The 26,100-nt window shown below is 42.8% G+C and carries 21 protein-coding genes; 9 read left to right on the top strand and 12 right to left on the bottom strand.

The features are described 5' to 3' along the window. The first annotated feature begins 98 nt into the window (after positions 1-98). The gene (gene oapA / locus DK428_RS02200; protein WP_109064186.1) at positions 99-1,421 is read left to right on the top strand and encodes an opacity-associated protein OapA; all 1,323 of its coding nucleotides are present in this window, start codon (positions 99-101) and stop codon (positions 1,419-1,421) included. A 66-nt stretch (positions 1,422-1,487) separates the two neighbouring features. Then, positions 1,488-1,895, top strand: a complete 408-nt coding sequence (locus tag DK428_RS02195; RefSeq protein WP_109064185.1) for an MliC family protein — start codon at positions 1,488-1,490, stop codon at positions 1,893-1,895. A 117-nt stretch (positions 1,896-2,012) separates the two neighbouring features. On the opposite strand, the gene rdgC is transcribed toward DK428_RS02195, so the two are convergent. After that, positions 2,013-2,915 carry a recombination-associated protein RdgC gene (rdgC, locus tag DK428_RS02190; RefSeq protein ID WP_109064184.1) on the bottom strand — a complete coding sequence of 301 codons (903 nt, stop codon included), beginning with the start codon at positions 2,913-2,915 and terminating at the stop codon, positions 2,013-2,015. A gap of 64 nt (positions 2,916-2,979) precedes the next feature. On the opposite strand from rdgC, the gene proC reads away from it, so the two are divergent. From proC to tig, 4 genes are all read left to right on the top strand, one after another. Continuing rightward, positions 2,980-3,795 carry a pyrroline-5-carboxylate reductase gene (proC, locus tag DK428_RS02185; RefSeq protein WP_109064183.1) on the top strand — a complete coding sequence of 272 codons (816 nt, stop codon included), beginning with the start codon at positions 2,980-2,982 and terminating at the stop codon, positions 3,793-3,795. Then, positions 3,795-4,955, top strand: a complete 1,161-nt coding sequence (locus DK428_RS02180; protein ID WP_109064182.1) for a 3-phenylpropionate MFS transporter — start codon at positions 3,795-3,797, stop codon at positions 4,953-4,955. The genes proC and DK428_RS02180 overlap by 1 nt, the downstream gene beginning before the upstream one ends. Before the next feature lie 2 nt (positions 4,956-4,957). Next, positions 4,958-5,851 carry a site-specific tyrosine recombinase XerD gene (gene xerD / locus DK428_RS02175; RefSeq protein ID WP_109064181.1) on the top strand — a complete coding sequence of 298 codons (894 nt, stop codon included), beginning with the start codon at positions 4,958-4,960 and terminating at the stop codon, positions 5,849-5,851. A gap of 164 nt (positions 5,852-6,015) precedes the next feature. Then, on the top strand, positions 6,016-7,314 hold the full coding sequence (gene tig / locus DK428_RS02170; RefSeq protein ID WP_109064180.1) for a trigger factor: 1,299 nt from the start codon (positions 6,016-6,018) through the stop codon (positions 7,312-7,314). A gap of 156 nt (positions 7,315-7,470) precedes the next feature. Here the strand turns inward: tig and hflC are convergent, their stop codons facing one another. The 7 genes from hflC to thrA form a co-directional block, all read right to left on the bottom strand. Further along, the gene (gene hflC, locus DK428_RS02165) at positions 7,471-8,358 is read right to left on the bottom strand and encodes a protease modulator HflC (protein ID WP_005701507.1); all 888 of its coding nucleotides are present in this window, start codon (positions 8,356-8,358) and stop codon (positions 7,471-7,473) included. Next, positions 8,358-9,617, bottom strand: coding sequence for an FtsH protease activity modulator HflK (gene hflK, locus DK428_RS02160; RefSeq protein ID WP_109064179.1), 1,260 nt, complete (start codon positions 9,615-9,617; stop codon positions 8,358-8,360). The genes hflC and hflK overlap by 1 nt, the downstream gene beginning before the upstream one ends. Positions 9,618-9,694: 77 nt before the next feature. After that, a complete protein-coding gene (locus tag DK428_RS02155; RefSeq protein WP_109064322.1) occupies positions 9,695-10,432 on the bottom strand; it encodes a 4'-phosphopantetheinyl transferase family protein in 738 nt (245 codons plus the stop codon). Positions 10,433-10,489: 57 nt separating this feature from the next. Continuing rightward, positions 10,490-11,764: a threonine synthase gene (gene thrC / locus DK428_RS02150; RefSeq protein ID WP_109064178.1), complete on the bottom strand. Its 1,275-nt coding sequence runs from the start codon at positions 11,762-11,764 to the stop codon at positions 10,490-10,492. A 55-nt stretch (positions 11,765-11,819) separates the two neighbouring features. Next, positions 11,820-12,260: a hypothetical protein gene (locus DK428_RS02145; RefSeq protein WP_109064177.1), complete on the bottom strand. Its 441-nt coding sequence runs from the start codon at positions 12,258-12,260 to the stop codon at positions 11,820-11,822. 24 nt (positions 12,261-12,284) lie between these two features. Next, positions 12,285-13,229, bottom strand: a complete 945-nt coding sequence (gene thrB, locus DK428_RS02140; protein ID WP_109064176.1) for a homoserine kinase — start codon at positions 13,227-13,229, stop codon at positions 12,285-12,287. 12 nt (positions 13,230-13,241) lie between these two features. Continuing rightward, on the bottom strand, positions 13,242-15,689 hold the full coding sequence (gene thrA, locus DK428_RS02135) for a bifunctional aspartate kinase/homoserine dehydrogenase I (protein ID WP_109064175.1): 2,448 nt from the start codon (positions 15,687-15,689) through the stop codon (positions 13,242-13,244). 372 nt (positions 15,690-16,061) lie between these two features. Here thrA and DK428_RS02130 point away from each other — a divergent pair, with 372 nt between their 5' ends. Next, complete coding sequence (locus tag DK428_RS02130; protein ID WP_109064174.1) at positions 16,062-17,450, top strand: nicotinate phosphoribosyltransferase; 1,389 nt, start codon at positions 16,062-16,064, stop codon at positions 17,448-17,450. Beyond that, positions 17,443-18,147: a YggS family pyridoxal phosphate-dependent enzyme gene (locus DK428_RS02125; protein WP_109064173.1), complete on the top strand. Its 705-nt coding sequence runs from the start codon at positions 17,443-17,445 to the stop codon at positions 18,145-18,147. Before DK428_RS02130 ends, DK428_RS02125 begins: the two co-directional genes overlap by 8 nt. Before the next feature lie 67 nt (positions 18,148-18,214). On the opposite strand, the gene bamC is transcribed toward DK428_RS02125, so the two are convergent. Together bamC and dapA are read right to left on the bottom strand one after the other, a co-directional pair. After that, positions 18,215-19,219, bottom strand: a complete 1,005-nt coding sequence (bamC, locus tag DK428_RS02120; protein WP_109064172.1) for an outer membrane protein assembly factor BamC — start codon at positions 19,217-19,219, stop codon at positions 18,215-18,217. Between the two features lie 112 nt (positions 19,220-19,331). Then, a complete protein-coding gene (dapA, locus tag DK428_RS02115) occupies positions 19,332-20,225 on the bottom strand; it encodes a 4-hydroxy-tetrahydrodipicolinate synthase (protein WP_109064171.1) in 894 nt (297 codons plus the stop codon). Between the two features lie 147 nt (positions 20,226-20,372). Here dapA and bcp point away from each other — a divergent pair, with 147 nt between their 5' ends. After that, a complete protein-coding gene (gene bcp / locus DK428_RS02110) occupies positions 20,373-20,840 on the top strand; it encodes a thioredoxin-dependent thiol peroxidase (RefSeq protein WP_109064170.1) in 468 nt (155 codons plus the stop codon). A gap of 72 nt (positions 20,841-20,912) precedes the next feature. Here bcp and DK428_RS02105 read toward each other — a convergent pair whose 3' ends face one another. Continuing rightward, complete coding sequence (locus tag DK428_RS02105) at positions 20,913-23,804, bottom strand: autotransporter outer membrane beta-barrel domain-containing protein (RefSeq protein WP_109092118.1); 2,892 nt, start codon at positions 23,802-23,804, stop codon at positions 20,913-20,915. A 122-nt stretch (positions 23,805-23,926) separates the two neighbouring features. Next, the gene (typA, locus tag DK428_RS02100; protein ID WP_109090003.1) at positions 23,927-25,777 is read right to left on the bottom strand and encodes a translational GTPase TypA; all 1,851 of its coding nucleotides are present in this window, start codon (positions 25,775-25,777) and stop codon (positions 23,927-23,929) included. Positions 25,778-26,100 lie beyond the last annotated feature (323 nt).

Genomic DNA, 26,100 nt, shown 5'->3' with positions numbered 1-26,100 from the left:
TAACAAATTCGGTCGATATGTTTTTTCATAATATGAAAAACTCTCGTAAAAATGACCGCACTTTATGACACATTGTGTTATTTAATTAGAGGTATATCGTGGATTCTGAATATAGAAACCCTGAAAAAGAACATAATCCGGCACAAAATGAACTGGATTTAGGCTTTAATCAAATGGAACCTATCACCCCGAAAAAAGTGATTAAACCGGAACCTTCTTTATTTGAGAAAGCCAAAGGGCTGTTTGCCAAGAAAGAACAGAAGAATATAGAAAACCAATTTGCCGCCCGCAAAGAACCTGTATTCGGCAGTTCCGGTGTTGTTGGAGACACCACCATGACAAGCGAAAACCAAACTGAAAATACCAAGACCGAAAATGACTTAGGTGCGACACACAATAAAGCGAACGAAGCTGAGGCATCTGTCGAGGAAAGCCTATCTGAAACGCTCACCGAGGAAACAACGGAATCCGTTGAATCGCCACAGTCCGACAGCCCGGAATTTACAGAAAAACCAAAAGCCGGTTTAAAGAATCCGGAAAATTGGGCAATTTTAAGCATCTTGCCACAAAAACATCGTCGCCTTTTCGTTGCGATTTTTGCAGTAGTTCTCTTGTTGATTTTTATCTTATGGATGAAACCAAGTTCCGACACCGTGCAATCTTATGAGCAACAAAGCAATAACGATGTACCGATTCAATTCCAACAGTTAGATCAATCTCAAAGCGTTGAACCGACAGTGTTGGATAATCCAACACAGCCTGCGCAATCAACAGAAGCCGCGACACAATCGGCTACAGGAAATACGGGCGCGGAAACTCAAAATATAACCAATGCGGCACAACAAGCCGAGCCGCAAACGCCTCCTGCAATGGAACAACCTACCGTAGCAGAAAATAAACCGACTGAAGTTAAATCGACAATCGAAGGAACCGTATCTGTTGAGCCCGCTAAACCGCAGGAAGTTGTTAAACCACAGGAAACTGTGAAAAAACCTGAGCCGGTAAAAGCTGAAAAAGCCAAGGCGGAGAAAGTGTCAAAAACCGAACACAATGCAGCCAAAGCGCAACAAGGTAAAACACAACAAAGTAAGGCGCAACAAGCAGCAAAAACGGAGAAACAGGTGGTGGATATTCTGGAGGGACGTTCTTCTGGTACTAAGCCTGCGCCGGCCGGTAGCAAAACCTTAACCGTGCCACAAGGCGTCACTTTGATGCAAGTATTCCGTGACAATAAATTACCGATTGCCGATGTAAATGCCATGACCAAAGCCAACGGCGTAGGTAATGCGTTAAGTCGCTTTAAGCCGGGAGATAAAGTTCAGGTGTCTCTGAGTTCTCAAGGTCGGGTAAGCGAAATGCGTTTATCCAATGGCAGTCGTTTTGTTCGCCAGCCTGACGGTAGTTATCAATTTAAAAAATAATCAATAAGAGTCATTCAATAAGCGTAGCGCCAAACTACGCTTATTCCATTTAGAAGAGTAATTATTATGTTAAGAGCGAGCTTTATAGTATTAGCACTCATTGGACTAGTCGCTTGTACGAGTAAACCGGTAATAGAGAAAAAACCGGTAAAACCAGTAAAAACACAACCAAAAGTTTTACGAAAAGCGACTCAAAAAAGTTCCGTAAGGCAATACGTTTGCAAAGAAGGCAAGGTTCTCCGTGTTGTTCGCTACGCTACAAAAAACAAAAAAGGTAAGCTAAATTCCATCAGCTTAACTTTTAATAACGTCACCCACAAACTCTCGCCGACGATCGCCGAAAACGGTCGCAACTATTCTAATATCCATTGGGTTTGGTTAGAGCGTAAAGAGTTTTCTACATTAAAATCCAACACCGGCGATGTGTTGGCGGAACAATGTGTTCCTCATTACGCCCTCGGTAAAAAAAGATAATTTTCACTGTACTTTTCATTATCATGGTTAAAAGTGCGGTGATTTTTTTTTCGCTGTTTATAGGCAATAAAAAAGCGTTTGGTTCTCCCCAAACGCTCCCTATAAAAACGCTAAAAATTATAACCGCTCTTTTTCGCCACCGAAGTCGTGTAGCAGATTTTCGGTGAGCTTGCTTAAAATCCCTGTCATTAATACAAAATCCGCATCAAAACGTTGCGCATAATCTTCTTTCAGAATATCGTCATTTTTTTCTCGAATTTGATCGGCAAATTTCAGACGTTTTAAACTGCAATCTTCGTTCAACACAAAACTCAAATGTTCTTCCCATTCCAGTGCCAGTTTAGTGACATATTTGGAATTGACTAAAGAGAGAATTTCATCGCTGTCGAGGGCTTGTTGTTTGCAACGAATCACGCCGTTATTGACATCACGCAATTCGGCTTCTTCTAAAGAAACCAACCATTGCGGAATACTTTCTTTGGCAACCCATTCTTGCATTACTAAACTTGGTTCGTTGGCGAAGGTGAGAGGGACAACTGGCAGTGAGCCTAGTGATTTACGAAGCAATGCCAATGCCTCTTCTGCCCGTTTGGCTGAAGCGGCATCTACATAAATCAGATTATTTTCCGCGTCAATCCAAAGGGCGGTTTGTTGGTATTTGCTGAAGGCGCGCGGCAGTAGTGTGGCAACCACATCATCTTTTAAGGTTTGTTTTTCCACTTTTTTCAGTTTGCGATTTTCCGCTTGTTCCAGTTTTTCTACGCGGACATCCAATTCTCGTTTAATCACATGGGCCGGTAGGATTTTTTCTTCTTTTTGGGCTAGCAGTAAAATCTGTTTGCCAACAGTGAAGTAAAGCAATTCGCTGCCTTTTAACGGTGTTGACCAACCGAATTTACTCATCTCCGATTGATTGCAAGGATGGTATTGATTATTTTCTAGTGCGTCAGATAGGGTTTTCTCCGACCAATCCAAGGACTTCGTGAGACGGTAAATCATGGCGTTTTTAAACCAAAACATAGTAGATCCTTATTCTTCGATTCAGGTAAAATGTGCGCTATTGTAACTTATCTCAAGGTGAAATATGCAACATAAATTCATAACCTTTGTCGGCGGTGGCAACATGGCGCAAGCCATTGTGTTTGGTTTGCTTAAACGTGGTTATCCGGCGGGGAACATCACAGTTTGCGATCCGAGCGAAGAAAAACGGCAGTTATTTGCCGAAAAAGGCGTGCAGGTCGCTACGGATAATGTCGCGGTGGTGGGCTCGGCGGAGGTGGTGTTGTTGGCAGTGAAGCCGCAAGTATTGGCAGAGGTTTGCGCGCCCTTAAGTGCGGTGGATTTTTCCGATAAAGTTGTGATTTCTATTGCCGCAGGGATTTCACTGGCTCGATTGACCGCACTTTTACCGACAGCGACGTCTATTGTACGTGTGATGCCGAATACGCCGGCCTTAGTTGGTGAGGGCATGGCCGGTTTGTTTGCTGCCAAAAACACCTCAGAAAACGACCGCACTTTTGCGCAGGATCTATTGTCCGCTGTGGGCAAAACCCTTTGGGTTGATTCGGAAGAGCAAATGCACGCGGTTACTGCGGCTTCCGGGAGTGGCCCGGCCTATTTTTTCCAATTTTTGGAAGCCATGCAACAAGGCTTGATTGAAATGGGGTTATCCGCTGAAAACGCGCGAGAATTGGTGCAACAGGCAATGTTAGGCTCGGCCAAAATGGTAGTGGAAAATCCGCAGGTGGATTTAGCGACATTGCGCCAAAATGTAACGTCCAAAGGCGGAACGACGGCGGCGGCACTGAATGTGTTTAATCAACGTCAATTTAGTGACATCGTGCAACAGGCAATGCGTGCTTGTGTAGCACGCTCTAAAGAAATGGAAACCTTATTCTAATGTCTGTTCGCCCTTTTACTTGGCTTGCCTTAAGCTTTTTCGGGTATTACTGCGCGTACGGCGTATTCATGCCATTTTTCCCTGTTTGGTTGAAATCTCAACACTACGGCGAGGAGTTGATTGGCATGGTGTTGGCAAGTGCTTATGTGTTCCGTTTTGTAGGCGGTTTGTTTTTCTCCGGTTTGATTAAACGGGCATCGCAATTGATCAACTCGCTACGCTTATTAGCCTTGGCCAGTGCGTTGATTATGGCAGGATTAAGTTTTACCGCTGAGAGTTTTTGGCTGTTATTCGGTGCGATCGGTTTATTTGCCATGGTAAATTCCGCCGGTATGCCGATTACGGATTCTTTGGCGAGCACTTGGCAACGCCAGATTCAGTTGGATTACGGCAAGGCGCGCTTAATCGGCTCCATGGCTTTTGTCGTCGGCGTGACGTTATTCGGTAATGTGATCGGCTTTTTCGGCGAGCAAAATATAGTTTGGATTTTGACCGCACTTTTATTGGTGTATTCAATGATGCAGTGTGTGACGCCCACTATTCCGCCACAAGATGAGCCATCGGAACAGGCAACAGCTGAAGTGCGTTATTGGGATTTATTGAAAAATAACACCACGTTGCGCGTGCTGATCGCTTCTTCATTAATTCAAGGTTCTCATGCCGCGTATTATGTATATAGCGTGTTGTATTGGACAAGCCTTGGCATTCCCGTGTCGCAAACTAGTTTGCTGTGGGGCGTGGCGGTAGTCGCCGAAATTTTATTATTCTTCTTTTCTCGCCGTTTATTACAAAATTGGAAAGTCACCACCATTTTCTATTTAGCGACGTTCGCCTGCATTGTGCGTTGGCTTGGATTGGCTACCGCTAATACGATTTGGTTGATTGCAATTTTACAACTTCTGCATAGCTTAACTTATGCCGTGGCGCACTATGGCATGGTGCGTTACATCACCATACAGCCACAAGCGCATATTTCCAAGTTACAGGCTTTATATAATGGTTTTTCCAACAGTGCTATGGTGGCGATTTTGACCGCACTTTCCGGCGTGATTTATCCGTATTCTCCTGCGTTTACCTTTATTCTTATGGCGATAGTTGTCGCGCCGGCGTTTGTGGTTACGCCGCGTAAAGTGGACGCTTTTTTGCTTAAACAGGGGTAAATATGAATAATTTGGCGCTGATGGATTTATTCATTAATGAATATTGGATAGAAAAAGGGTTATCACCCAACACTGTGCAATCTTATCGTTTAGATTTGACCGCACTTTGTGATTGGCTGGAGGCGCATAAGTTATCCTTGTTGACACTGGATGCGGTAGATTTACAAACTTTTCTTGGTGAGCGTTTGCAACAAGGATACAAAGCCACCAGCACAGCCCGTTTGCTGAGTGCTATGCGGAAATTATTTCAGTATTTGTATAAGGAAAAATATCGCGCTGACGACCCCAGTGCGGTGCTAAGTTCGCCTAAATTACCAAGCCGTTTGCCGAAATATTTAACCGAACAACAGGTAACAGACTTGTTGAATGTGCAAAGTTTGGAACAGCCGATTGAACTACGCGACAAAGCGATGTTGGAGTTGTTGTATGCCACAGGGCTGCGGGTAACGGAGTTGGTGACACTGGGAACCGATAGCATTAATTTGAATCAAGGTGTAGTGCGGGTGATTGGTAAAGGCAACAAAGAACGCATTGTGCCAATGGGCGAAGAAGCTACCCACTGGATTAAACAATATATTTTATTTGCCCGTCCGATTTTATTGGATGGACAAAGTTCTGACGTGCTATTTCCGAGCCGTCGCGGTACGCAAATGACACGGCAGACTTTTTGGCATCGGATTAAACATTATGCGGTGCTGGCGGAAATTGACAGTGATATGTTGTCGCCACACGTTTTGCGTCATGCTTTTGCTACGCATTTGGTAAATCACGGCGCGGATTTGCGTGTGGTTCAAATGCTACTGGGGCATAGCGATTTATCCACTACCCAGATTTATACGCATGTAGCGAAAGAACGCTTGAAACGTTTGCACGAACGCTATCATCCGCGCGGCTAATTTCATGTGAATGAATAGAGTGTTTTTTAATCAATTATGCGCTTTTATAGTGCATTTCCTCGACTGAAAGCCTTTGTCCCGTTATAATTCATCGTCTTATTTTCTATTAATAACGTGTTCGGTGTGAGCATTCGCCGAGTGCATCAATTTGAGGTAACATCATAATGTCATTAAATATTGAAACGACTCAAGGTTTAGAGCGTCGTGTATCCATCACTGTTCCGGCTGAAACTGTTGAACAAGCTGTGCGCGAAGAATTAAAACGTGTAGCAAAAAACGCACGTGTTGACGGTTTCCGTAAAGGTAAAGTCCCTCCGCAAATTATTGAAAAACGCTTCGGCGCTTCCGTTCGTCAAGATATTTTAGGCGATTTATTACAAAAACATTTCTTCCAAGCGGTTATCGAAAACAAAGTTAACCTAGCAGGTCGCCCAAGTTTTACCGTTGAACAATTTGAAGACGGCAAAGAATTAAAATTCAGCGCAACTTTTGAAGTGTATCCTGAAGTTGAATTAAAAGGTTTAGAAAATATCAAAGTTGAAAAACCAGTTGTTGAAATCTCCGAAGCAGATGTTGACAAGATGGTTGAAGTGCTACGCAAACAACAAGCAACTTGGTCTGAAAGTCAAGATGCTGCGAAAGCAGAAGATCGCGTTACCATCGATTTCGTGGGTTCTGTTGACGGCGAAGAATTTGAAGGCGGCAAAGCAGAAGATTTCGTTTTATTCATGGGCCAAGGCCGCATGATTCCGGGCTTTGAAGAGGGTATCGTTGGTCACAAAGCCGGTGACAAATTCACTATTGATGTGACTTTCCCGGAAGAATACCATTCTGAAAAATTGAAAGGTAAAGCGGCTAAATTTGACATCACCTTGAAAAAAGTAGAAGTGATGGTATTACCGGAATTAACCGATGAATTTGTTGCTAAATTTGGTCCTAACACCAAATCTGTAGCGGATTTACGTGCTGAAATTCGTAAAAATATGCAACGTGAATTGAAAAATGCGTTGACTACCCGCGTGAAAACTCAAGTTATCGATGGTTTAGTAGAACAAAACCCAATTGATGTACCAAGCGCAGCGGTTGAACAAGAAATTGAAGTATTGCGTCAACAAGCGGCACAACGTTTTGGCGGCAATGCGCAACAAGCTGCACAATTACCACGTGAATTGTTTGAAGATCAAGCAAAACGTCGCGTATTGGTTGGTTTATTATTAGCACAAGTTATCGCTTCCAATGAATTAAAAGCCGATGAAGAACGTGCCAAAGCCATGATCGAAGATATCGCTTCTGCTTACGAACAACCGGCTGATGTAGTTGAATACTACAGCAAAAATAAAGAATTAATGAATAACATTCGTAACGTCGTATTAGAAGAGCAAGCGGTTGATGCGGTGTTGGCGAAAGCACAAGTTACCGAAAAAGCGGCAACTTTCGATGAGATCATGAATCCACAAGCTTAATAATTTCCCGCCAAGTGCGGTTAATATTTTAAGTGTTTTTTAACTGAATACCTCGATGAAAGTCGGGGTATTTTTTTGCCTTGTGAATTGTTCCATGAGCTTTTTGATAGGCAATAAAAAAGGGTATCTGCAGATACCCTTTTTCATATTAGCAATTTACTTACTTGGTGATTGCATAAAACGGAAGAAATCACTATCCGGTTTAAGAATTAACAAGTTATCAGAATTAGCGAAACTGCTTTCATAGGCTTTAAGACTACGAATAAAGCTATAAAATTCCGGTTCTTTACCAAAGGCATCTGCAAAGATTTTGGCTGCAGTGGCATCACCGTTACCACGCAATTCTTGTGCCGTTTTTTCTGCATTGGCGATAATTAAGGTGACTTTACGATCCACATCGGCTTGGATAAACGCCGCTTTTTCTTTACCTTGTGAACGGTGTTCACGGGCAACTGCATCACGTTCTGCGCGCATACGTTGGTAAATGGAAGAAGACACTTCATCCGGCAAGTTAATTTGCTTAATACGCACATCAATCACTTCAATTCCCAGCTCAGCCGTGCTGTCTTGTCCGGTATTTAAGGCTTTTTTTGCGCCTGCCATTAATTCGCCGCGTGTGCCGGATACAATGTCTTTAATCGTACGTGAACCGATTTCGGAACGTAAACGGTCATTGACTTTACGACGAAGTAAGTTAGAGGCTTGTGCATAGTCGCCACCGCCGGTAGTCGTGAAAAAACGACCGAAATCGTTAATACGCCATTTTACGTACGAATCCACTAATAGGTCTTTTTTCTCCACAGTGACGAAACGATCTGCTTGTCCGTCTAAGGTTTGAAGACGCGCATCAAGCACTTTAATGTTGTCAATAAATGGAATTTTAAAATGTAGCCCCGGGGTATAAATAGCCACTTTGTTGTCAGCGTCACGTTGCACTTTACCGAAACGCAACATAATGCCGCGTGAGCCTTCAGTCACCACTACAATACTGGAGTAGACGATAGCGACAATAACTAAAATCACAGGTAATAACAGTTTACGCATTAGTTAAATCTCCCTTGGCGACTACTTTCATTTTTTGTTTCCGTCTGGCGACTTGGTGTATTTGTTCGGTTGTCAGTACGGGAAACAGGCGTAGGATTGACCGCACTTTGTTGTGCTTCCGAGCCGGTATTATTACTTTCCGTGGAGGAGGATTGTTTCCCTTTGAGTAATTGTTCCAACGGTAATACGGTTAAGTTATTGCCGTTAGATGAATCCAACATCACTTTTGGCGTATTTGCCATGACTTTTTCCATAGATTGAATATACAAACGCTCACGGAATACATCCGGTGCCGCTTTAAATTCAGGTAAGAGCGGTTGGAAACGTTCTATTTCCCCTTTAGCATCTAATACTACGCGATCTTTGTATGCCGTCGCTTCTTCCAAGATACGTTGTGCGTTACCACGCGCAATCGGTTCTTTCTCACGGGCATAGGCTTCTGCTTCGCGAATATAACGTTGTTCGTCTTCTTGCGCTTTAATCGCGTCATCAAAAGCGTCTTTTACTTCTTCCGGCGGACGGGCGGATTGGAAGTTCACATCAATCACTTCCAAGCCCATGTTATACGGTTCAATAATTTGATTTAATGTTTTCCATGTATTTTCACGCACCACAGAACGGCCGGTAGTCAAAATATCGTTCATGGTCATATGACCAATCACATAACGTAATGCACTATCGGTGGCTTGGTTTAAACTGTCATTGGCGTTTACCGCACTGAATAAATATTTTTCCGGATTTTGTACACGATATTGCACGGTCATTTCCACTTTCACCATATTTTCATCTTGAGTGAGCATAGAACCTTGTGTTTTTAGTTCCTGTACGCGTTCCACGTTCACCGGAATGACGCGATCAATAAAGGTTGGTTTCCAGTTCAAACCGGGTTGTTCAATCGAATGGAATTGTCCCAAACGTAACACCACACCGCGCTCGGCTTCTTTGATGGTATAGAAACCGCTGGCGCCCCATAAAATTACACCCGCAGCAATAGCAATAGGCAACAATTTACCTAAGCCGCCCGGGAGTTGGTTTGATGAGGATGAATTATTTCTGGAACCTTTACCACCGAGTTTTTTCAATAAATTATTGAAAACCTCTTCCAAATCCGGTGGAGATTGTTGTTTGTTTTTTTGTGAATTGGAAGAACGATCCCAATTGGACTGACCTTCGTTATTATCGGAAGAATTATTCTCCGATGATTGTCCGTTCTGCTTTGGTTTGCCCCAAGGATCTTGATCTGAACCGTTTAACGACATTGCTTTCTCCGTTTGTGAAAAAATAGTTACAAGTCTAAACAAAATCGAGTGTTAAGTCTAATTATTAATGGGGGTAATTAACGGATTTTAAAGGGGTAAATATTCACATCATAGTGAATTTTATGTAAAAGCGATTGAGGTTTAAGGCGATCATCATGCCAAGTGAAATATTGAATATTTGTCGGTATATTTTGATTCACGAAAAATGCCAAATAAAAAGGCAAATTATCGCTGAAAATAAGCTGTCCGCGCGGGCAATAAGCCGAATGAAGTTGTAAGGTTTCAGGACAATGCATGACTTCTGATAATTTTATGATGCCAACACCTTGAGATTTCAGAATAGCTTCGCGTAAACACCAAATGCGATAAAACGCCGATTGCGCGTCAAGTTGTTGTTGAAACCAACAAATTTCTTCGGGATCGGCAAAGTGCGCTAAAAGTGCTGAATAAGGGCGAGTTTTGTATGGAAATTCGATGTCAATTCCCACCGCACTTTCTTCGCCGTTTTCATTCACGTGTAAGATGACGGCGACCCAATCGCCGGAATGGCTAATATTGAAATCCATGTCTGAAATCGGAAATTGCGGACGTCCACTCTGTGTACGGGAAATTCGCCCTAAAAGTGCGGTCGGTTTTTGCGACGTTTTTAATAGTTGCCACAACAGAAAATATGCCAAGCGACGACATTGCCAACGTTGTTGTACGCGCGGATTGTCGTTATCGGATACGATTAAATTTGCCGGAACAAGTTCCGTAGGTATTTCGTGAAAAGGGAAGGCTGTATGAATATTTCCCCAAGCGATTAGCGTTGTCATAGAGATAAGAAAAGTGCGGTCAAAATCCATTGAATTTTGTCACCGCACTTTTTCGTATTATTTCAATAAATAGGCTTTTAACTGCGCAAAATCGTTTTCCATTTCATCGGATAACAATGGCAGTTTATTGTGTTTATCCAAGGCTTCCGGCAATGGCAGAGTTAAATCCAGAATACGTTCGACGGATTCTTTAAATTTTGCCGGATGTGCAGTGCACAGGAATAAGCCGGTTTCGCCTGCTTGCAAATCCTGTTTTAACACTTCATAGGCCACAGCGCCGTGCGGTTCGCATAAATAACCAAGTTGGTTCATGGCGCGCAAGGTGTCTTCCGTTTGCGCATCGGAAATCGCGGCAGAATGTAACTCGCTTAACGCCCAACCGTTGCGTTTGAACAATTCTTCCACGCGTGGCCAGTTGTTCGGGCGGGAAACGTCCATGGCGTTAGAAAGAGTGGCTACGGTCGCATTTGGAGACCAGTTTCCGCTGTGCAAATAACGCGGCACGGTGTCGTTAGCGTTGGTGGCGGCGATAAAGCGTTTAATCGGCAAACCGAGGGTTTTGGCGATTAACCCTGCAGTGAGGTTGCCGAAGTTGCCGCTTGGCACGGAAACGACTAAGTTTTCACGTTTTTCTTTCGGCAATTGTGCCGCCGCTTCAAAGTAATAGCATACCTGCGCCAATAAACGGCTGATATTGATGGAGTTAGCTGAGTTTAAACCAATGGCTTGACGTAGTTCTGCATCGTCAAAGGCTTGTTTTACTAAGGCTTGGCAGGCATCGAAATCGGCATTGATTGCGATAGTGCGAATATTGCCGCCAAGGGTGCAGAAGAGTTTTTCCTGTAACGGGCTGATTTTACCTTTCGGGTATAAAATCACCACATCGATATTTTCTAAGCCGTAAAAGGCGTGTGCAACCGCTGCGCCGGTGTCACCGGATGTTGCCGTTAAAATAGTGATTTTGCCATCACCACGTACGGTGGCTAAGGCTTGGGCCATGAAGCGTCCGCCGAAGTCTTTAAAGGCGAGTGTTGGGCCATGGAACAATTCCAGTGCATAAATATTATCTTCAACCTGTACAACCGGCGCAGGGAAGGTAAAGGCGTTACGAACCATTTGTTCAAGTTGTGCCTGAGGGATTTCCTCACCGATTAATGCGCCGAGAATTTTTTGGCTGCGCTCAACCAGCGGCAATGCCAATAGCTCATCGATATTGCTTAAGTGCGGTATGTTTTCTGGGAAAAACAAGCCTTGATCTTTGCCTAACCCTTGGCGTACGGCTTGGGCAAAATTAACCTGTTCTTCGGGATGTTTGATATTGTATAAATTCATATTTAATTCCGTTACGGTGAAATTATTGGCAGATTACAGTTGCCACTTTGAAAAATTATTTGATCCGATTGTATGGCATAACCTGTGGTGGATTAGTCACCAATGTGACCATCACATAATCTGTTTTTTTATCTAAGGTTAAACCACAAAAGGCGAATGCCATATTATGAATGCAACTGACATCAGTATTACTTAATACATGAGGATATTGTTCAAAAAAGCCTTCAATATCCTCTTTGCTGGAAGTGACTAGCTTACATTCGCCGGTGGCTTCACAAACTGGCGACCAGCTGACTCCTGCATTTTGTGAGCCATCGGCAATCCACTGCTTGCCTTTAAGTTTTAAACGAAATTGCACATCGGTGTTTTTTTGATGTGCATCCAATAATACATAATCTCCGGCAGCTTGCGGAGCCAATCCATTAGACAGTGCTTCGGCGTTGGCTAATGGAGAAATAAAAATACTACAAAAAAGTGCGGTAAGAATTTTTTTCATTTTTAAGCCTATCAATTTGCGCGGTTAGCCTAGTTCTCTAGCACCGGCATTATCGACCTTGCAGATGTGTACAAAGCCCTCATTGTTTTGTAAATAATGGTTTTCTAAATAAGTTGACAATTTGGTGGCGTGGATTAAATCCGGCGCGATAGCAAAAATTGTCGGGCCGGAACCGGAAATACCGGTGGCTAATGCGCCTAAATCACGGGTTGCTTGTTTTACCTCTGCGTAATTTGGTAGCAACGCCTCCCGATAAGGTTCGGCAATCACGTCTTTCATCATCATTGCTGCCAAATTTTCCTGCTGGGTATGACAAGCGTGTACAAAACCGCCGAGATGGCGACCATGAGCGATAACATCTTGTCGGGTATAACTTTTTGGTAAAATAGCGCGGGCTTCGGCGGTGGATACTTCGATGCCCGGGTATGCTAATACCCAATACCAATGATCAAAAAACGGTAATTTTTGACAAATGTTGCCAAGAGATTGCACCATGAATTGTACACCACCTAAGTAGCAAGGCGCCACATTATCATAGTGAATTGAGCCGGAAATACGACCTTCCAATTCCCCCATCATGCCCAGCAGTTCCATTTTGGAGAACGGTTCGTTGTGGTATTTGTTTAACGCCACTAGCGCCGCCACGATAGAGCAGGCGCTAGAACCCAGACCGGAGCCGATAGGCATATTTTTTTCTAGGGTTAAACGCAAAGGCTTAACTTTTATGTTACGTAATTTGAGCTGTTCACTAAATAACACATAGGCTTGGTAAACGATATTTTTTTGTGGTTCTTTCGGTAATTTACGCACAAAATAACCCGCACTTTCCAACTCAAAGCCGCTGGCGATGGGCTCAACTTGAACCACATCACCTAATAATGAACCGTTAATTGGCGAAATTGCCGCACCTAGCGTGTCAAAACCAACGCTGATATTGGCGCTGGATGCCGGCGCATAAATTCTAAGCATGAGACTCTCCGTTTAGTGCTTTAAGGTTCTTAAAATATCGGCAAAGATACCGGCGGCAGTCACTGCGTTGCCGGCGCCATAGCCGCGTAATAATAACGGAATTGGCTGATAATAACGAGTATAAAATGCAAGCGCATTTTCGCCATTTTTCACTTTATATAATGGTTCGTCTTTATCTACGGCAACAATGGACACTTTGCATTTGCCATTTTCAATTTGTCCCACATAACGTAATACCTTGCCTTCTGCTTTGGCTTGTTCTACTCGCGTAGCAAAATCGTTATCGAGCTGTGGCAACATAGCCATAAATTCATCGGTGGATTTTCCTTCGGCAAAACATTTTGGCAACACGCCTTCCACTTCCACATCTTCCAACTCTAATTCTAAGCCGCTTTCACGGGCGAGAATTAATAGTTTGCGGGCAACGTCCTGACCGGATAAGTCATCGCGCGGATCCGGTTCGGTGAACCCTTTTTCGCGGGCAAGTGCGGTTGCTTGGGAAAGCGTAAAGTCTTCTTCCAATTTACCAAAAATAAACGAGAGAGAGCCGGAGAGAATGCCATCAAAACGTTCCACTTCATCACCGGCTGCGAGAAGATTTTGTAAATTTTCAATTACCGGTAAACCTGCGCCCACATTCGTTTCATATAAGAATTTACGTTGGTTCTTATGTGCCAGATCACGCAGTTTGTGGTAGTAATCTAATGCACGGGTATTGGCTTTTTTATTCGGTGTAACCACATGGAAACCTTCCGCCAAGGCGCGTTCGTATAAACTGGCCAAGGATTCGGCAGATGTGCAATCAACAAAGACCGGATTAACCACATGATGTAACTTGATGAAAGAAAGGAGTACATCAAAATCGGAAGGTTGTGTGGCATTTTCCAAATCTTTTTGCCAATTATCTAAGTTTAAGCCATTTTCGTTTAATAGCATTTTATTGGAATTTGCTAATGCGCAGACGCGAATTTCAATGTCCTTCTTTGCTAAATAGTCCTTTTGATGTTTGATTTGCTCGATTAATTCACCGCCAACACCACCAACGCCGACAAGAAACACTTCCACGATTTTTTTGTTGTTAAATAACGCTTGATGTGTCGCTTTTACTGCTTCAATGGCTTTATTTTGAGCAACCACGGCAGAAATTGAGCGCTCGGAGGAACCCTGTGCAATAGCGTTAATGCTGATATTAGCTTGAGCTAGGGCTGAGAAGAAGCGGGCGGCAATGCCTTTGGCTTGACGCATTCCATCACCAACCACAGAAATGATAGATAAATCTTTAATGGTTTCGATTGGATCTAATTGGTGGGCCTTTAATTCTTGCTCAAATTCTGCCTCTAACGCTTTGAGTGCAATCTCTACAGATTTTACCGGCACGCAGAAGCTAATGCTGTATTCGGAAGAGGATTGAGTGATTAAGATGACTGACACATTGGCGTTGGACATGGCGGAAAAAACACGCGCTGCCATGCCGACCATGCCTTGCATACCCGGGCCGGAGATGTTAAACATCGCGACGTTATCTAAATTTGTGATGCCTTTTACCTGCAAGCCTTCGGATTTGATGTTACCCGCAATAATGGAACCTGGTGCGCTTGGATTCGCGGTATTTTTAATTAAACAAGGAATATTCGGACGAACCAATGGGCCGATAGTGCGAGGGTGAATGACTTTGGCGCCAAAGTAGGAAAGCTCCATGGCTTCGCGATACGACAGGCTTGGTAATAAACGCGCATCCGGTACTAAACGCGGATCGCAAGTATAAACACCGTCTACATCAGTCCAGATTTCACATACGCTGGCGTTCAAGCAGGCTGCTAAGCAAGCAGCAGAGTAGTCTGAACCGTTACGTCCTAATAAAACCAGTTCACCTTTTTCATTACAGGCAGTAAAACCGGCCATTAACACGACCTTATCTTTAGCAATTGCACCTGCATTTACGCGCTTGGTGGATTCATCAATATCTACGGAAGATTCTAAATAGCTGCCTTGGGCTAATAATTGTTTCACAGGATCGACAATGTGTACGCTATATCCATTGGCTTCAAACCAGGCTTTCATCATCGCAATAGATAATTTTTCGCCACGACAGTCGATGGTGGCTTTTACTGAATCTTCCAGTTTGCCGGCTTGGCGAATCTGTTCTAATAATGAAGCGATTTGTTGAAATTCTTGATCAATAATTTGTTTGGTGCCTGCAAGGTCAAAATTATTATTTTGGGCGTGTAATCCGTTGATGATGTTGTAGAAAATATCTAATGCTTCGTTGAAGTGGGTGTCTGTTGGTTGATTTAAACTGGCTTTTTCTGAAAGGGCAACAAGATGATTAGTGATTTTGGCTGGTGCAGATAGCACGCCCGCCGCTTGTTCTTCCAAATGAGCTTGCTCGATAAGCTTCGCCGCCTGTGAAAACCGTTCCGGATTGGCTAAGGAAGTGCCCCCAAATTTTAATACGCGCATGATATTCTCCTGATGATAGTTGTATTTGAAAATTTTTGCATAAAAAAACCCGCTTCTACTGCTAAGAGGCGGGTTCATGAATTCTGTTCTTTAACGTACTAGCCCGCACCATTAATCATAGTAATGGTAATCATGGTGGTTGGCATAATGAAAGTGCGGTTGTTTTTCATGGTGTTTTTACTTGAAAAAAAGAATGTGCTTAGAAATACAGAAATTTGTTTTTCTTGTCAAGCGCCTTCTCAATAAAATTAAAATGGTTAGACATGATGTATAAATAATAAATTTTGCAGAAACAAAAAAATTCATTTTAACTGGTAAAGTATATGCTACAATGACTGTGATTTTATTTTGTGTGAATGAGGTTAATGTAAAATGTACACTTCAAGTTTTGCTAATTTAATTCTCAATACTGACAGTTATAAAGCCTCTCATTGGTTGCAATACCCGCCTAACACCGAATATGTATCTTTTTACGTTGAAGCGCGAAAAAGTGAGTTGGATGTCGTGTTCTTTGGTTTGCAGGCATTTCTTAAAGAGTATTTAAGCAAGCCCATTTCTTTACAAGATATTAATGAAGCGGAAACGTTATTGAAGGCACATGGTTTGCCGTTTAATCGCCAAGGCTGGTTACGGGTTTTAGACAAACATGCCGGTTTTTTACCACTGAGTATTCAGGCGGTTGCAGAGGGCAGTGTGCTGCCGTCGCGCAATGTGGTTTGTCAAATTGTTAATACGGATTCCGAGTTCTTTTGGTTGCCTAGCTATATTGAAACTGCCATTTTGCGTAGCATTTGGTATCCATCTACAGTGGCCGCTTTGTCATATTATTGTAAACAGCTTATCAAAAAAGCATTAGAGAAATCCGCTGATGATCTTTCCGGATTACCTTTCAAATTACATGACTTTGGTGCAAGAGGCGCTTCCAGTTTAGAAACTGTTGCGTTAGGCGGTTTGGCCCATTTAGTGAATTTTCACGGGACGGATAGTTTGAGTGCGATTATTGCCGCTTCCCGTTGGTATGATGCAGAAAGGATGCCGGCTTTTTCCATTCCTGCGGCGGAACATAGTACCATCACCGGTTGGGGCAGAGAAAATGAACGTGCCGCCTATGAAAATATGCTTAATTGCTTTGCCAATAAGTATCCTGCTTTTTCTGTGGTATCCGACAGTTATGATTTATGGCAGGTGGTGAGTGAGATATGGGGCGGGGAACTTAAACAGCAGATTATGAATATGAAAGGCACTTTGGTGGTTCGCCCCGATAGTGGTGATCCTGTTCAGGTTGTTTGTCGGGTATTGGATCTATTGGCTCAAAAATTTGGCACGATAACGAATAGCAAAGGCTACAAATTGTTACCAAATTGCATTCGTTTGATTCAAGGTGATGGCATTAATCGTCATTCATTAGCAAAAATTTTAGATGCCATTTTAGAACGAGGGTTTAGTGCCGATAATATTGCATTTGGTATGGGCGGCGGGTTATTACAACAAGTGGATCGGGATATGATGGGATGGTCAATGAAGGCGAGTGCAATCTGTATTGCGGGTAAATGGCGGGATGTTTATAAAGATCCTATTACTTCCGGTGATAAACGTTCCCAAAAAGGGCGTTTGGCATTAGTTAAGCAAAATGGTGAATATATTACCCTGCGGGAAGACGCATTGGGCGAGCAAGAAAATTTGTTGCGCACCGTTTATTTAAATGGAAAACTATTACACACAGAAACCCTTGAACAAATTAGGCAACGTAGCAATGAATAATATTCCGCAACAGTTACAGCAAATTCATCAACAAATCAAGCAAGCCTGTCACGCCGTTGGACGTGAGCAAAGTGCGGTCAAATTATTGGCCGTTTCTAAAACCAAGCCTGTTGAAGATATTCTTATAGCCCACGCTGCGGGACAGGTGGCATTTGGCGAGAATTATGTGCAGGAAGGCGTTGAAAAAATTCAATATTGTCAACAACATGATGTGTCGTTGGAATGGCATTTTATTGGGCCGTTACAATCTAATAAAACCCGTTTGGTGGCAGAATATTTTGATTGGATGCAAACTCTTGAGCGTGCCAAAATTGCCGACCGCTTAAATGAGCAACGTTCGCCGTATAAAGCGCCATTAAATGTGCTTATTCAAATTAATATTAGCCAAGAAAGCAGTAAATCCGGAATTCAGCCCGGTGATATGTTGACTCTCGCAAAACACATAGAAAACTTACCGCACTTACGTTTGCGTGGTTTGATGGCGATTCCTGAGCCGACGAATGATGTGGCTCAACAGGAACAGACGTTTTGCCAAATGAAAACGTTATTTGAACAGCTGCAACAGGCATTACCGAATGCACAAATTGATACCTTGTCCATGGGGATGACTGATGATATGCAGAGTGCGATTAAATGCGGTTCAACTATGGTGCGTATCGGTACGGCGATTTTCGGCACTCGGGATTATGCCAAATAACCAAGCGGTTTCATATTGAACAAAAAAGCCATTTTCAACGGAAAATGGCTTTTGTTTTTTTAAGAAATTAGCGGGCTAGCACATTTTGTAAGGCTTGATAAATAATTTGGGCCTGTTCGCCGGAAAGTGCGGTCTTATTTTCATCTGAAATGACCACCGCACTTTGTTTGCCAAGGGCAGCTAACTGCATTTGATAAGTGCCGTTTTCTAAGTTTGGCATTTGCATTCCGATACGTTGCCATTCTTCTTGCGACAATGACTTATATTTTAATTCACGAATGCCGCGGCTACCGGTTTCCTCTTTAATTTCAAAGCCCAGTTTCGGCAATGCGTAGGCCAATTTGGACCATGCACTATCGAATGATGCGCCCAACACTAACGCTGTTCTGCCGTTTGAGTCGGTGGCAATAGCAGATTGTATCGGGGTAGATCCTGTGCCACTGAGTTCCTGCTGTTGTTTGGTGTATGCGGTATTTAATTCGCCCACCAATTGATTTAACCGATCGGAAGCGTAACGCTGTTTATCGGTAAAATTTGGAGTGTAAATCGTATCATTCCGTTTCATTTGTAACACGGAAACAGCCAGTGCATTGGCCTGTTGTGCGTTGAACTCTTCAATTTGATAGCGAATTTTGGTGTTTTCCAGATCATCGACACGACCTGTATTTGCCCAGTTCGTTAATAATTTATTGCCTTCAAGGGTATAGTCGATACCTTGTTCTTTTAGCAAACGTTCCACTTGTTTTAAATTATAAACATTTTGTTTATCGGGCGTGTAAGCGATTAATGCGCGTTCACCGTCAAACTGTGTAATAGAATTACTGATAATGGCTAAGGGAATGGATGGCGGACGAATATCTACTGTCTCGCTTTTGTTGATTTTGACTTGTGGTAATTGATATTCGGGACTTTGTGCAGGTAGGTTGACACCGCCACTGGCTAAAGGGGTAAAGGATGGTAATTCGGCATTGGATTTTTGATAAGTATCTCTGGCTTGTTGTTTGCTTTCATTACTAGTAGAACAAGCGCTAAGAACGGCGATCATTGCAGCGGTTAACAACCATTTTTTCATAAATTACCCTTTTGGTTCATAATTAGGATTTTGTTTAAAAATTGTGTGTTTTCGACACAACATAGCGTGAAAAGTTCAGGGTCTATAAACATAGACCCTGATGACTTCGGCATTAAATTAAGTTTGCCGATTTTAATGCGTCTAATACTTTCGGTTGAGCTTGTTCACTTAATGTGGTGAGCGGAAGACGTAAAACCGGCTCCGGAATTAAACCTAATTTGTAACATGCCCATTTCACCGGAATCGGGTTGGATTCTACAAAGAGGTTTTTGTGTAACGGCATTAAGCGTTGATTGATTTGTTCTGCTTCATCGAATTTACCGGCGCGGGCTAGATGGCAGATTTTCGCCATATCCGCTGCCGCTACGTTATTGGTCACGGAAATGACCCCTTCTGCACCTAATTTCATCGCTTCTAAACCGGTGGCATCGTCACCGCTTAGAATAATGAAATCTTCGCCGGCGAGTTGTTTGATTTTTTGTACGCGACTGACATCGCCGGTAGCTTCTTTAATTCCGACGATATTGCTGATTTTTGCCAAGCGACCGATAGTCTCCGGCAATAAATCGCTACCTGTACGTCCCGGCACGTTATACAGAATTTGCGGAATGTCCGTACATTCGGCAATGGCTTTAAAGTGTTGGTACATACCTTCTTGGGTTGGCTTATTGTAGTAAGGCACGACAGATAAACAACCGGCAATGCCGCTGTTGTTTAATAATTTGGTCATTGTAATGGCTTCGCTGGTGGCATTTGCTCCGGTGCCTGCAATAACCGGAATGCGACCTGCGGCAAATTCAACGGTTTTTAAAATAGTTTTTACGTTTTCATCAATGCTTAGGGTAGCTGATTCACCGGTCGTTCCAACAGAAACGATAGCATCGGTGCCACTCTTAATGTGAAATTCTACTAATTTTTTTAAGGTTTCAAAATCCACTTCACCATGGCTGTCCATTGGTGTAACGAGTGCAACGATACTTCCTTGAAATAAAGAATGATTTGACATAAAAAGCCTCCATTTTATTGTTATTTTCCTTTTTGCCCGCAATGAAAAAGCGATTGAAAAGGCTGTGTTTGCTTGCTAATGGTTATTTAAGATCGCTAAAATGGATTTAATTTGCAAGCATTTTTTTCTATTTTCAGAGGATTCTAAATGAAAACATTAAAAGTTGGTGAAAACGCACCGCACTTTACGTTACCAAATCAAAATAATGAAATGGTTTCTTTGACGCAATTTCAAGGAAAGAAAGTCTTAGTGTACTTTTACCCGAAAGCGCTCACGCCGGGTTGTACTACACAAGCCTGTGGTTTACGGGATAGTAAAGCAGAATTGGAAAAACTAGGCGTGGTGATTTTAGGAATCAGTCCCGATAGCCCGAAAAAATTGGCACAATTTATTGAGAAAAAAGAATTAAATTTCACGTTGTTATCAGATGAAGATCATTTGGTAGCAGAACAATTTGGTGTATGGGGTGAAAAGAAATTTATGGGGCGTACTTTTGATGGTATTCATCGCATTAGTTTTTTGATTGATGAACAAGGCAAAATCGCTCAAGTATTTGATAAATTTAAAACGACAGATCATCATCAAGTGGTGTTGGATTATTTAAAAAATAATTAAAAAAATGACCGCACTTTAATTTTTGAAGATCAAAGTGCGGTCATTTCTTGCGATATTTTTACCGGTGTTTTCTTACCAATAGTAGTTGAGTTTTACACCCAATTGATTTTGTTTTTCACCATGTTTACCATGATTAAATCCGGCATAGGCTGACACTTTCCAATCTTGAATGCCAACACCTAAGCTGACATCATTGTAGAAATAGGTTCCTACTTTTTGTTGGAATTCTTGTCCATTAATATTTTGTCCGTAAGATTTGCCTAAGGTTGTTACATAGTAAGAGGAGAAGGTAGGCGTGACTTCTAATCCTTCTACGTCAAAGGTACTGCTTATTTTTACACCGGCGTGATAGGCTACTAAACTTAAGCTAGGGCTTCTCACCGTAATGCCATTGACTTCACCACCGGTCGCACTTACGCGATGATAACGAAGACCCCAAATTGGTGTGACTTTAAAATTATCAAATTCAAAGTCATAAGCGAAATTCATACCTACACTGATGATCTTACGTTTAAATTTGCTGTCTGCAATTTTACTGCTTGACCAACCATAACTAATATCAATTGCTTTGCTATACTCATCAAAGTTTTGTTTAGCATAGGCTGTTAACATGGTGAGATGGCCGGAACCATTTAATGAACCATATTTATTGCTGTTTTTCGCATGAGTCAAGGTGCCGCCCAAAATAACACCGTTATCTAACTCGGCCTCATCATTACCCAACGTAATTTGGCTACTTTTGCTTCTATAATTACGGTAGTCTCCATTATGTGCATGCACGTCATTGTTGGCGTATTCAACCCACACACCACCTAACGGACGATAGAAATTAGTTCTATCTAAACGTCTATCCATACGGCCTGCAAGATCTAAGTTTAATGCGGTAATGATGGACATGTCGGAAACCATAGCATTTGCTGTCGCCATCTCTTTTTGTCTGTTGGCTAATGCTTGAGTTTGTTGAGCCTCATTATATTGTGATGTTTCTTCCGGAGATAATTGTACGGTTAATGCCTCTCCGATCTTTAGTAATTCCGATGGCAGTTGCGCTTCCAAGGCAACGTCTTCAATAATACCGGCTTCCGTTTGTGTGTTTTCCGGCGAGTCATTAGTAGAAACCGTCGATTCTTCTACCACGAGGGTAGGCTGTTTGTTACCGACCAACTCATTGACAGTTTGTCCTTCACTTTCAGGTTGAACGGAGGCACTTTGTACTTCTTTCACCGTCTCTGTTATTTCAGGATGTTGCTCAGCGCTAAGTATTTCACCATCACTGCCCATTTCTGGAATGGCGTCTTGTGCTTTTGCAATCTGATTTACTTCTTCTGCTTGTTTACGCTCTTCTTCGGCTTTTTGACGAGCGATTTCTTGTTCGCGAGCGATACGTTCTGCTTCGACACGTTGTTGTTCAATACGGGCCGTTTCTTCCGCTTGCTTGCGCTCTTCTTCGGCTTTTTGACGGGCGATTTCTTGTTCGCGAGCGATACGTTCCGCTTCGACACGTTGTTGTTCAATTCGTGCTGCTTCTTCCGCTTGTTTGCGTTCTTCTTCGGCTTTTTGACGGGCGATTTCTTGTTCGCGAGCGACACGCTCTGCTTCTATGCGTTGTTGTTCAATACGGGCAGTTTCTTCTGCTTGCTTGCGCTCTTCTTCAGCTTTTTGACGGGCAATCTCTTGTTCGCGAGCGACACGCTCTGCTTCGACACGTTGTTGTTCAATACGGGCCGTTTCTTCCGCTTGCTTGCGCTCTTCTTCGGCTTTTTGACGGGCGATTTCTTGTTCGCGAGCGACACGCTCCGCTTCGACACGTTGTTGTTCAATTCGTGCTGCTTCTTCCGCTTGTTTGCGTTCTTCTTCGGCTTTTTGTTTAGCCAGTTTTTCTTCACGGGCAACACGTTCAGCTTCCTGGTGTTCGCGTTCAATGCGAGCGGCTTCTTCTTTTCTACGTTGATCCTCAAGCGCGCGTTGACGATCTTCTTCCTCTGCTTTTTGACGGGCGATTTCCTGTTCTCGTGCTAGACGTTCACGCTCACGGCGAGCCATTTCTTCTGACTTTTTGCGGGCTTCTTCTGCTTTTTGGCGGGCAATCTCTTGTTCACGAGCAACGCGTTCCGCTTCTAATCGCTGTTGTTCAATACGGGCTTGTTCTTCTTTCTGACGCTGTTCTTCGATGGCTTGTTGGCGCAGTTTATTGTTAGTGTCTTGTTGGACTAAATCTTGTTCACGGATAATTAGCTCCCGTTTAATACGGGCAACCTCTGCTTTTTTATGCTGTTCGTCAATTGCTTTTTGTAATGCAGCTGCTTCAATTTTTTGACGTGCAACTTCTTGCTCGCGGGCTATCATTTCATTCTTAACTCGGGCTAGCTCCGCTTGTTTGTATTGTTCTTCCGCAGCGCGTTGACGGGCGATTTCTTCTGCTTTTTTATGGGCAAGTTGTTGTTCTAGCACCACGCGCTCATGTTCAATCCGCGCGGCTTCTTGTTTTTTGCGTTGCTCTGCAAGAGCTTGCTGACGGGCTTCTTCTACTTGTTGACGGGCAATTTCTTGTTGTTGTGCTACGTGTTTCGCTTCTTGGTATTCACGTGCGATAAGAGAGGCTTCTTCTTGTGCTTTTTTTTGTTCTTCGGCTAAGCGACGTTGCTGTTCTTGTTTTACTTGGGCGATAGCAATCGCTTCAGCCTGTTTGCGTTGTTCTTCAGATTTTTGGAAGGCGATTTTCTGTTCATAGGCAATTCCTTCAATTTCTGAACGTTTACCTTTGACACTATTTGTCTTTGTAGCGGACTTTTTATTTTGCTGTTGGAGATTTGTCGCCGGTTTCCCTTTATTCTTATTCAGATTCCGGGATTGTTGTTGAGCGGTGTTGTTCTGAATATTCGATGCAAACACGGGCTGATTGAAAGCCATTGCGATTGCAGAAGCTACGAGCGTGTAGCTAAAAGGTTTGAGTAGGTTTTTCATAAAGGTCTTAGGTTATAAAGTTGTTATTAAAATAATTTTTTTCTAAGCATTATATACAAAAATGCGGCAAATTTTGCAGAAATATCTGAAAAATTCACCGCACTTTTTTTTATGCGAAATAATTAATGTGTGCTTGTACTGGTTGTTGTTCTATTGGCACGTTTACGATCCGTTTCTGTTAATAATTTTTTACGGATACGAATAGATTGTGGGGTAATTTCTACCAATTCATCATCATCAATAAATTCAATTGCCTGTTCAAGGCTGAATTTAATTGGCGTAGTTAATGCAATAGCGTCATCCTTACCGGAAGCTCGCATATTGGTGAGTTTTTTCCCTTGTAAGCAGTTCACGGTTAAGTCGTTAGAACGACTATGAATACCGATGATTTGACCTTCGTACACTTCGGCACCGTGATCGATCATCAGTTTACCGCGCTCTTGTAAGCCCCATAAAGCGTAAGCCAAGGCTTTTCCGGTGGCGTTGGAAATCAATACACCATTTTTACGCTGACCAATTTCACCCGGTTTCACATCATCGTAATGACTGAAACTGGAGTAGAGCAATCCGGTACCGGAAGTCATGGTCATGAATTCGTTACGGAAACCGATTAAGCCACGGCTTGGGATCACATATTCCAAACGTGTACGACCTTTGCCATCCGGCACCATGTCTTTCACTTCGCCTTTGCGGATGCCTAAGGCTTCCATCACCGCGCCTTGGTGTTGTTCTTCAATGTCGATGGTGACTTGTTCAAACGGTTCTTGTTTGTGTCCGTCAACTTGTTTGAAGATCACTTTCGGGCGGGATACGGCTAATTCGTAGCCTTCGCGACGCATATTTTCGATTAATACGGATAAATGCAATTCGCCACGGCCGGAAACACGGAATTCATCCGGGTTTGGGGTTTCTTCCACACGTAATGCCACGTTATGTACCAGTTCTTTGTTTAAGCGTTCCAAAATCTGACGGGATGTCACATATTTACCTTCTTTACCGCAGAACGGTGAGGTGTTAACGCAGAAGAACATCGTTACGGTTGGTTCATCAACGCTTAATGCCGGCAAGGCTTCTACGTTGTTGATGTCGCAAATCGTGTCGGAAATATTGAGTTCGCCAAGACCGGTAATCGCCACGATGTCGCCTGCACTGGCGATGTCTTCTTCGTAGCGTTGTAACCCTAGGTGTCCCAATACCTGACCGATTTTACCGTTGCGGGCTTTACCGAAGCTGTCAATGATTGTCACGCTTTGGTTTGGTTTTACCGTACCACGTTTAATACGACCGACACCAATAACACCCACATAGCTGTTGTAGTCTAATTGGGAAATTTGCATTTGGAACGGTGCGTTAAGTTCTACTTTTGGTGGTTCTACGTGTTCGACGATGGCTTCAAATAAAGGGGTCATGTCGGTAGCTAAAGCATTGTGATCTAAGCCGGCAACGCCGTTTAAGGCAGAAGCGTAAATAATCGGGAAGTCTAATTGTTCATCAGTGGCACCAAGGTTTACGAATAAATCGAACACTTGATCCACGACCCAATCAGGGCGTGCGCCGGGGCGGTCAACTTTGTTGATGACCACGATTGGTTTTAAACCGTGGGCAAACGCTTTTTGGGTCACGAAGCGGGTTTGTGGCATTGGGCCGTCAAACGCATCCACCACTAATAATACACAGTCCACCATGGATAGTACGCGTTCTACTTCGCCGCCGAAGTCTGCGTGTCCCGGGGTGTCTACAATATTAATACGGTAGCCGTTCCAATTGATGGCGGTATTTTTTGCCAAAATGGTAATGCCGCGTTCTTTTTCGATATCGTTAGAGTCCATAACTCGTTCATCCGCATCACCGCGGGTGGCATCGAAGGTACCGGATTGTTGTAATAATTTATCGACTAATGTGGTTTTGCCGTGGTCAACGTGGGCAATGATTGCGATATTACGCAGTTTGTTAATGTCTATTTGATCTGTCATTGAGAATTCTTAAGCCTAAGCTAATGATAAAAATATTTGATTTTTTGACCGCACTTTTGTTGCCAAAAATGCGAAGGGCGCAGATTATACAACTTTTTATTGGGGGCGGCTATGAATAAATGGAGAAAATTCGAACAATAAAAAGTCATGCTTTATGAGGGGATTAAAAATTTGTTGTATTAAATAAACCAAATTTAAGAAATAAAATGATTTTTTGAGAATTGTATTTTAAATTAATTAAAATATTGATTTTTATTTAATTATTTATTTATCTTTTTTGTTTTTATTTAAATTTTATTGAATTTCCATAGATGGTATGCTAT

The organism is Aggregatibacter kilianii (assembly GCF_003130255.1).
Classification (GTDB): Bacteria; Pseudomonadota; Gammaproteobacteria; order Enterobacterales; family Pasteurellaceae; genus Aggregatibacter; species Aggregatibacter kilianii.
The sequence above is the reverse complement of the archived record's forward strand: the minus strand, read 5'-3'. Positions and strand labels throughout refer to the sequence as shown.